The organism is Microcoleus sp. CAWBG58, assembly GCF_020883045.1.
GTDB lineage: Bacteria > Cyanobacteriota > Cyanobacteriia > Cyanobacteriales > Microcoleaceae > Microcoleus.
The window spans coordinates 1-8,639 of record NZ_JAHRFA010000075.1 but is presented as its reverse complement, the minus strand read 5'-3'; the positions used below and the strand labels follow the sequence as shown (position 1 = coordinate 8,639).

General features: G+C 44.7%; 3 protein-coding genes. All 3 read right to left on the bottom strand.

What is annotated here, in order from left to right; genetic code table 11:
- Window positions 1-435 precede the first annotated feature (435 nt).
- Entirely contained in the window at window positions 436-1,326 is an 891-nt protein-coding gene (locus QZ918_RS25835) for an alpha/beta fold hydrolase (RefSeq protein WP_293340083.1), read from the bottom strand.
- A gap of 257 nt (window positions 1,327-1,583) precedes the next feature.
- Window positions 1,584-3,629, bottom strand: coding sequence for an adenylate/guanylate cyclase domain-containing protein (locus QZ918_RS25830; RefSeq protein WP_293340080.1), 2,046 nt, complete (start codon window positions 3,627-3,629; stop codon window positions 1,584-1,586).
- Complete coding sequence (locus tag QZ918_RS25825) at window positions 3,595-8,310, bottom strand: PAS domain S-box protein (RefSeq protein WP_293340077.1); 4,716 nt, start codon at window positions 8,308-8,310, stop codon at window positions 3,595-3,597. Before QZ918_RS25825 ends, QZ918_RS25830 begins: the two co-directional genes overlap by 35 nt.
- Between the last annotated feature and the right edge of the window lie 329 nt (window positions 8,311-8,639).

Here is an 8,639-nt window from a genome sequence, read left to right as displayed (position 1 = left end):
AACCGCGAAGACGCTAAGAACGCGAAGGAAGAATTGAAGGGATAATTGAAAACTTTGGTTCGTAGTGAGGACTTCAGTCCTCATAAATTCAGAGGACTGAAGTCCTCACTACGAACCTAAAAGATTTGTTTAACGAACCGCGAAGACGCTAAGAACGCGAAGGAAGAATTGAAGGGATAATTGAAAACTTTAAAAAATGCTTTTCAACAGAAAGAGCACCGACGACTGGCCGTGTTTCGTCTCGGTGCTCTTACTGGTTCGCTCCTCACACGTCCATTAATATAACTGAGTCTGCCGAGGCTGTCAATACTTTTTGCAAAAATTGTTTTTTTGAGTTGGCAACAGACCGGATTTGGGTGCTGTGGAGGGACGCATAACCTAGGAAATGCAAGGGTTTGGCGCGATCGCCCTTTCCTTGCATTCGGCAGAAAAATTTTATTTTAATTCCTGCATCCAGTCCAAAATCAGAGTATTCACCTCATTGGGTCGTTCGTCGTGGGGACAGTGGCCTGTGTTGGGAATTGAGACAAATTTGACGGGTTTACCGTTGGTGGTCAATTCTTGGTAAATCTGGCTACCGGCAATTGGCGTCCAGGGGTCGTCTGCGCCCCAAAGTACCAATAACGGACGATCGACCTTTGGCAGCAATTCTGACGGTTGAGGGCCTGCTGGGGCCGTGAGAATTGACGCAAATACTTGTTGAGCTCCGGGCTCGCAGGAGGGCGCGTGCAGGAGTTCTACGAGTTCGTCGGTAATGGCTTCCCGATTGCCGTAGACTTGGCGCAGGGTGTTGCGGATCCGGTGTTTTTGGCGGATGTTGTTGAAGACGAAGGGGCCGGTGATGGGCGATCGAACTAATTTAGCAAAAGTCCCCATGATTAATCCCAGGGGAAAACTCAGTTCCTCTGGTCGGTGGTTGAGCCCGCCGGCACAGTTGATCAAGACACCGCCGGCGGAGATTTCTGGATGGTTGGCCACTACCATCAAACTTAGCAATGCGCCGATCGAATTTCCGACAAATACCGCCGGTTCCCGTACCAATTCCGCCCAGAAATCGGTGAGTAATTCTTCCCACAATTCCAGGGTGTAGTCGAGGGCCGGTTTCCCGGAAGCCCCGAATCCCAACAAGTCCAAGGCAAATACGCGGTAGCCGCCGGCTGCGAGTGCGGGGATATTTTGCCGCCAATGTCCGATCGAAGCCCCAAATCCATGAATCAAAATCAGCGGGCGGCCCGTGCCTTGGACGGTATATTGGATTTTGTGACCTTTCCAAGTCCAAATTAGCTTTTCTAAACTCGTTGCAGATACTAATTGTTGTGCAGTCACGGCTATTATGTAAAGTTTCGTTAACTACTTTCATCATAGCAGCAACTGTCATATTAATAAAGGTACGTTGTTGGGCTTGAGCCTCTTTAAGCATATATACAAAGAGGGCTAAAGCCCAACAACGTACCTAATTTATACGATCAGAATAAAACCACCCTGCTTGTTAAGGGGGATGCGAGGGGATCTGGCCTCAGATAAAAGCAAGATTTTTCAATGGTTTCAGGCTGAAGTTGACACCAATTACCAACTGTCAACTGTCAACTGTCAACTGTCAACTGACTAATTTTTTCTACCAACCAATAAGTCATCATCTCCCCCTTACCTTTTACCGGAATCATGCCTCGCCTCTCAAACAAATACTTATCTTTCAAAAGCTCATAAGTGACATCAGTAACTTGAATGTTTCCGGAAAATCCCGTAACTTCCATCCTCGCCGCCACATTCACCGTATCTCCCCACAAATCATAGGTAAACTTGCTCACACCAATCACTCCCGCTACCACCGGCCCGGAATTGATACCGATGCGAATTGCTAGTTTTTCTCCTGTCTCGGCCGACAACTTAGCTATTTTTTCCTGCATTCCCAAGGCCATTTGGGCGATCGCCTCAGCATGGTCATCTCTCGGCGTCGGCAATCCCCCAACTACCATGTAAGCATCACCAATCGTCTTAATTTTCTCCACACCGTACTTTTCAGCTAACTGGTCAAAGTGCGAAAAGATCACGTTCAATCGCTTTACCAACTCCGTCGGAGACATTCTCGCCGACAGTTCAGTAAATCCAACAATATCAGCAAATAAAACACTGACTTCTGCAAAACTATCAGCAATTGTAGTTTGCTCCGCTTTCAAACGTTCAGCTATTGGTTTCGGTAAAATATTTAACAGCAACTTCTCGCTTTGTTCCTGTTGAACTTTGAGCGCTTCTTGAGCTAATTTACGCTCTGTAATATCAGAAACAGTACCTTCATAATACATCAGCTCACCTTTTTCATCTCTAACAGCTCGGGCATTTTCTGATACCCAAATCCGGTGGCCGTCTTTGTGATAGACCATAGATTCAAAGCCCAACACAGCATTTTGTGCATCCATAGCCGCCTCGAATTGCTGGCGGCGTTCCGGCTCAATGTACACTTGAGAAGTATTTTTAATACATAACATCAGTTCTGCTGGCGAGTTATAACCATACAATTTTGCTAAAGCTGGATTAGCGCTAATAAACCCTCCTGAAGGCGTGCTTTGAAAAATGCCTTCCATCGCATTTTCGACAATGCTGTGATATCTTTCTTCAGCAATTCGCAGTAATTCTTCGGCTTTTTTGCGCTGAATCAAAGAACCTAATTGACTGCCTACAGCATCAAAAACATCTATAAATCGCGCGTCTTTCCTACCTGGCAAAATTTTAAAGAAAACCAGCACTGCCAAGAGTTCATCGCCTACCACAATCGGCACACCAAAAGCTGCTTTAAATCCGGTTGCTTGTGCTATTTGACTTCGAGTAAAAGGCGGGTAGCCCTGGGTAATATCTTCTACCCACTCCGGTTGCTTGGATACCCAAACTCGTCCCGGTAGCCCAATATTCCTGGCAAATGTCAGTTTTTTGCTTTCCCTGCGGAACCAGTCCATGCTGGCGTTGCCCGCATACCAACCCCTGGCAGATTCCAGGAAAGTTCTTTCTGCATTGGGAATCCAAGCTTCTCCTAAATCCCATCCGATTGTTTCGCCAACTTGGTGCAGAATTACTTCTAAAGCTGAGTCAAAGTTTACAGCTTCGCCGATCGCCCGCGTAATTTCCAGCAAAAACCGGATTGATTCTTGAGCCCGCTGCCGTTCCGCGATTTCTTCCTGCAATCTCGAATTGCGATCGTGCAATTCCCTGGCTTGCTGTTGCAGTTTCGATTGCAGCGATCGCAGGGAAAGTTGGTTTTCGACGCGGGCCAAAACTTCTTCTACTTGAAAAGGCTTAGTAATATAATCTACTCCTCCTACTTGAAAAGCTTTAACTTTTTCCAGCACGTCATCTAGCGCACTAATAAAAATCACCGGAATATCTTTAGTATTTTCAATTGTTTTTAACTGCTGACAAACTTCATAGCCGTTCATTTTCGGCATATTAATATCTAGTAAAATTAGATCCGGAGGAGACATTTGTGCCGCTTGCAGAGCCAGTTGTCCGTTAATCGCCTTCCTGACTTGATACCCGTGGGATGCGAGCATAGTGGATAAAAGTCGCAAATTGTCCGGCATATCGTCAACGATCAGAATGTCTCTAGGAGTCGCTGGTAGTGGCTGGTCGTTCATCATAATATAATTGAGTTAAATCAATAATGATATCTATCCGAAAATTCTCGACCAAATCTGTTAAAGCGTTAGCGAGATTTGCTTCATTTTCGGGAATTTGCTCGATCAGTTGGAGAATGCGATTGTCGTCAACGCAAAGTGCTGCTTGGTACAAATCGACTACCCAGTCTCTGGGCATTACACTCAAATCCTCCGCGGTCAAACTTTTCAGCATTTGCGGTGCCGAACCAGAAGTAGATGAGTTTTCTTCCTCATAAATATACCGCAGGTTCAGGTGATGAGCTATCTTTTCAAATAGTACCTCTTCCCGAAACGGTTTACAAATAAAATCATCACAACCAGCAGACAAAATTATGTGTCGCTGTTCGTCAAAAGCACTAGCAGTCAGGGCAATAATTATGGTTTCTTTTCCTTCTGGAGTTTGTTTGATCAGTTTGGTTGCTGCGTACCCGTCCATCACTGGCATCAGCATATCCATTAAGATCAGGTGCGGCTTCCAAGTTGACTTTAAAGCAATTGCTTCTTGACCGTTAGTTGCTTCCTCGACTTCAAATCCCAGCGGTGCGAGCAGCTTAAGCAGGAGTTGGCGATTTTCGGCTACATCTTCAACTATTAATATCCGATAAATTGGCTGTCCGGCTTCTAAAGCAATAACTTGTTTTGCCGTCGTTTTTTCTTGTTCGTCGCTTTCTGTTACTAACTTAACCTGGATATTAAACGTGAAAGTTGTGCCTTGACCGAGTTGACTTTCTACCGAAATATCACCTCCCATAATCCTGACAAACTGTTGGCTGATCGGCAATCCTAGCCCGGTTCCCTGCATGGATTTTCGACCTGTTTCGGTTTGTACGAAGGGCTTGAATAATGTGGGAAGTTCCAAGGGGGAAATACCGGGGCCGGTGTCGGAAATTTCAAACAGCAATTGAGATTGATTTTCTTCACTCACGTTGGTTTCTGCTTGGCTGCTAACGCGCAGAGTAACAATTCCGTGTTGAGTAAATTTAATTGCATTGCCGAGCAGGTTAATTAAAACTTGCCGCAATTTAGATTCGTCTGTTTGAATGTACTGCGGCAAATCGCCGATATTTTCAAAGATTAGCTGCAAGCCTTTGGAGTTGGCTTTTAGTTGCAGCATTTCTCTGAGGCTGTCGAGAATGTTGTAGAGGTTGAAGCGGCTTTCATTTATGGTAATTTGACCTGCTTCTATTTTGGACATTGACAAAACATCATTGATGAGTTCTAGCAAATGTTCGCCGCTGCGGTTGATGATTTCTATGTATTCTTTTTGTTCTGGTGTGATAGAAATATTGCGAGCCATGACTTGGGAAAAACCGAGAATGGCATTGAGAGGCGTCCGCAATTCGTGACTCATGGAAGCGAGAAATTGGCTTTTGGCGCGGTTGGCAACTTCCGCGTTTTCTTTGGATTTAATCAGTTCCATTGACTGCCTTTGAGTGCGAGCGAGCAATTCGGCTTGCTGCAATGCTACTCCTAGCTGGGTGCCTACATGAACTGCAACGTTGATTTCAGCTTCGCTCCACTGACGGGGAGCTGAATTTTGATAGGATGCTAGCAATCCCCAGAGCTTGTCACCGCAGAAAATTCGGACGGTAATATAGGATTTGGCTTGAAATCTTTCTAGCAATTCGATGTAACAAGGGCTGAAGCCTTGCTTGTAAATATCTTGGACGCAAAGGTAAGTTTTACCTCTGCTGTAGGCTCCACCTGCGGTTTCTTGCAAATAAGTATCGCAGATTTCTTGTGAGGTGCTATCGAATTTTTGGACGAGGCAATTTTCGCTTTCTAAGGCGCCTTCTGTGAAGTTGGGGTCTATTTGCTGTGCTTGGATGAAAGAAATCCACTTGCTGTCAACGGATTCGGCTACAAATTCGCCGCTCCAGTCAGGATTGAAACGGTAAAGGCCGACTCGATCGCATTTCATGGTTTGGCGCAATTCTCGGGTTGTCGCGTGAAAAATTTCTCGGAGATCTAAAGTCTGCCGCATTCTTTCAATGATGCGGGCGATCGCTCTTTGGCGCAAAGCACTTTCTTGCAATTCGGTTTCTGCTTGCTTGCGTTCGGTAATATCTACAGCCATTGAAGCCGTACCGATTGCTTTGCCATTCTCGTCAATTAGCTCAGTATTGTACCACTCGCAGATGATAATTCTGCCGTCTTTGGTCAGATTTTCGGAAGTGGCGCTGGATTTGGCACTCAAGCCACGATTGAAAATCTCAGATGCTTCTTGGCGGTAGTTTTCAGGTACAATCAAATCGCTGGCGACTCTCCCTTTGGCTTCTTGCTCGCTATAGCCAAAAATAGCTTCTGCTGCGGGATTCCAAGTGATAATTTCTAAACTCAGGTTTAATTCGATTACTGCGATCGGCGTTTGCTGCAATAAAAATGAGATTCTTTGCTGCGATGCTAGCAGTTTTTCTTCGGCTAATTTGCGATCCGTGATATCATTAGACGTGCCGAGAATTTGTTTCGGTTTACCATCAGCTTGTCTCAGAAATACGGTATCCCAACTGTGCATCCACCGCCATTCGCCGTTTTTGTGCCTCATCCGGTATTGAAATTCTATGATGTCACCACCTTGAGATCGATCGAACTTTTGAATATGTTGAAAAAAAGCCGATAAATCCTCGGGGTGCACCAGAGTTGGGAGCATGGCTTTACCCATATCTTGTATTTCTTCTGCCCCGTAGCCGAGGATCGTCGCAATTTGGCGGTTGGTGTAGACATTCCGCTGCTCAATTAAATCGTAAACGTACAATAGGTTGGGATTGGAATCGGCGATCGCCTGGATGAAGTGCTGGCTTTCTCGGAGTGCAGATTCTGCTTGTTTGCGATCGGTAATATCTCGCGCTACCATAATTACTGATTCTGCTGACAGCGGAGAAACTTTAGCATCTAGCCAAACTTCGCGATCTCCGACTGTATAGCTATATTCAACATTGATGCTTTGCTTCGTTTTGAGAACTTGTTGGATGGTATTTAATACCAAATCTGCTACAGATTGTGGCAAGACTTGATGGGCGGTTCTGTTAATCATTTCGCTGGCAGGTTTGGCAAAATTCGTCGCTGATGTCGGTGCGATTTTGATGCAGCGCCCTTCTGCATTTCTCACTAAAACTATGTCAGTCATGGCAGCAAAAATAGTCCGCAATTCTGCTTCTGACTCTTGCAGAGCTTGCTCGGCGAGGATGCGGGTGCGAATTTCTGCTTGCAACTGTTTATTTTGCCGATCGAGCTGCCCAAGTCGCTTTTTCTCTCGATCGATCAGTTGAACTTGAGCCAGCGCTATCCCTAGTTGAGCCGCCACCGCTTCTAACAAGTCGATTTCATCTTTCGTCCATTCCCGGTAGCGATCGCACTGGTGCAAGCAGATAGCGCCATTTGCCCTGCCTTGGTAGGAAGTGCGAATTGCCAGCATCGATTTTAACCCAATCTCGCGGCAAATCGGTCTAATAGCTTGCAAAAGAGGGTCTGAGTAAACATTGTTGGAGGCGATCGGCCGATCTTGTATCATCATTTGTACGATGTGAGGATTTCCCCAAATAGGAATGGGTACGTTCCAAATAGATTCCCACTCGGGTTCGAGATACTCCGCCGCCAGAGGAATATCGACTTGGGGAGTAGTAATGTAAGTATGAATCAAGCAGCGATTGACGCAGAATGTCTGACCGATTTGAGTTGCGGCTGTTTGAAAAATTTGTTCTGGATGCAAGCTCGATCGAATTTCTTGAGTTATTTTGGCAATCAGCAACTCTCGCTGAACTTTCCGTTCTAAAGCAGATTTAGCTGCGGCAGTTTCTATTTCTGCTTGCTTGCGATCGCTGATATCAAAAAGCACGCCATACCAAACTATATCGCCATTGTCGCGCATTTCTGGTCGAGAATTAGATTGCAGCCATTTGAGTTTTCCCGACGGCGTAACAATCCGCCATTCTAAAGCAAAAGGTTCTAAGCTTCGAGCACTTTCACCAATCTTTTCTATCACATATTCTCGATCGTCTGGATGATTTTGACCGCATACCAAGGCAGCATTTTTTAATATTTCTTCGCTCTCTAATTCGTAAATATCTCGACAAGCATAACTAATATATTCAAATTTAGAAATTCCATCTATTTTTTTGACTAATTGGTAAATAACACCCGGTATATTAACCGCCAACTTCTGCAACCGCGCTTTGCTTTCGCGGAGTGCTTGTTCTGTCTGCTTCCGAAATTCTACCTCTCGTTGCAGTTGGATATTCTGCTGCTTTAATTGTTTCGATAGCTGTTGGATAGTCAATTGACTTTCGATCCGCGCTAAAACTTCTTCCACTTGAAAAGGCTTAGAAATGTAGTCAACACCGCCAATTTCAAAAGCTTTTACCTTGTGAAAAGTTTCATTAAAAACACTCAAAAAAATTACCGGAATTTCCCGAGTCTTTTCGTTGGCTTTCAGTTTTTCGCATACTTCGTAGCCGTTCATTCGGGGCATAGCAATATCTAGCAAAATCAGGTCTGGTAGAACGGTAAATTTAGCATTTACAACCATTCCTCCAGAAATAGCCCGCTGAACTTTATACCCTTCTTTCGTTAAGATATTTGATATAAACCGAAGGTTGTTAGGCTGGTCATCAATAACTAAAATGTGAATTCTTTCTTTGTCAATTACCATTTTTTCTAGAGCCATTTTTCCTGTCTATTGTTAGCAGGTCAATTATTTAATGAAGCGAGAAATTAATTTTCTGAAAATCAAATGATTCATCAAGCCTTTTCAAACTAAGCATACAGAGATTTTTTTAGATAAGTCCATTGACTGACGTGCCTTTTCCTAGTTTTTTTTTGATCCCGATATTAGATTGCCAACTCCTATTAACCGGATTTTTGCCATATTTCGCCAGTTCAAATCTGAAGTGCAACACCCAGGAGTTTGACCAAGGGGGACTCACAGGGATAGTCTAATGTTTACCACAACAAAAGGACACCCCCATGAGCTACACCCATCTTACTCTTTCTGAG